We start from the raw sequence: 946 nt of genomic DNA on the forward strand, positions 1-946 counted from the left end.
GTACACGCCAACTAGTCGCCCACCCTAGAGAAGAACAGGTCTGCCCACATCATCTCGANGAAGCCTGCACCTTAATCATCGGCCCCGAAGGTGGCTTTACTGAGTATGAAGTAAACAAGCTCAAAGAAGCCGGTTTTGAAGGAGTTCATTTAGGCGAAAGAATTCTACGCGTAGAGACTGCCGTACCCGTATTGATCTCGCGTCTATTTGGGTCAACATTCTAGGGTAATTTTGTCCGCAAAACGGACCTTCATGACTGATCGATAAACAAGGATTTTTTGGCCAATATTGATCTGATCGGTTACTTCTGGAAAGTGAGATAAGCGGACATAACAGTTGGACTGTTTTTACAAAATTACGTAAGCGTCTAGCCAAGCACACATAATACCAAACCCAACAATTAATTACGCTAGTTCCAAAATTCACAAGGAACTAGCACATGACTAAAAAGAACACCAAGAAAGCCAAACACGACTGGCCAAGTATCTTCGATTATCAAAAAGAGAGCGGGTTAACGGTTGCAGAATTCTGCTCCATACATAAAATCAGCACCTCTTCGTTCTACCTCAATAAGCACCGACGCTCGACAGGCAATAATTTTGTCGAAGCGAAAGTTGTTCGGCAAGTGTCTGAACAAGTCACACAGATCACTAGCTCTAAACAAATCATCACGTTAATCACACAAGCAGGTGAACTGACTTTTCCAGATTCGATATCACCTGACTTTTTAGTCAGAGTGATAAAGGGTTTATCATGAAGATGTTTGTTCAGCCTTCCCGCATTTATCTTCACCGGCAGTTTGTCGATTTCAGAAAATCGATTAATGGTTTATCTGTGATCATTGAGTCGGAGATAAATCTTCCCGTCATGAGCGGTGCCTTGTTCATTTTCTGCAACAAAGCCAAAGATAAATTGAAGATACTTTATTGGGATAAAACCGGCTTTG

Annotated in this window: 3 protein-coding genes; all 3 read left to right on the forward strand. The window is 42.1% G+C overall.

Features of this window, described 5'->3' with window-relative positions:
* A partial coding sequence (locus A3763_RS08355) for an RsmE family RNA methyltransferase (protein WP_156495011.1) occupies positions 1-224 on the forward strand: 224 nt, incomplete at its 5' end.
* 215 nt (positions 225-439) lie between these two features.
* The gene (locus tag A3763_RS08360; RefSeq protein WP_068510162.1) at positions 440-757 is read left to right on the forward strand and encodes a hypothetical protein; all 318 of its coding nucleotides are present in this window, start codon (positions 440-442) and stop codon (positions 755-757) included.
* Positions 754-946, forward strand: a 193-nt coding sequence (gene tnpB, locus A3763_RS08365; protein ID WP_156495012.1) for an IS66 family insertion sequence element accessory protein TnpB, incomplete at its 3' end; no start/stop codon positions are given. The genes A3763_RS08360 and tnpB, both read left to right, overlap by 4 nt.

The sequence above is a fragment of the Oleiphilus sp. HI0128 genome (assembly GCF_001635365.1).

What these genes read in the sequence shown, in the direction of transcription:
- A3763_RS08360 (WP_068510162.1), top strand. Translation starts at nt 440, where the DNA reads ATGACTAAAAAGAACACCAAGAAAGCCAAACACGACTGGCCAAGTATC.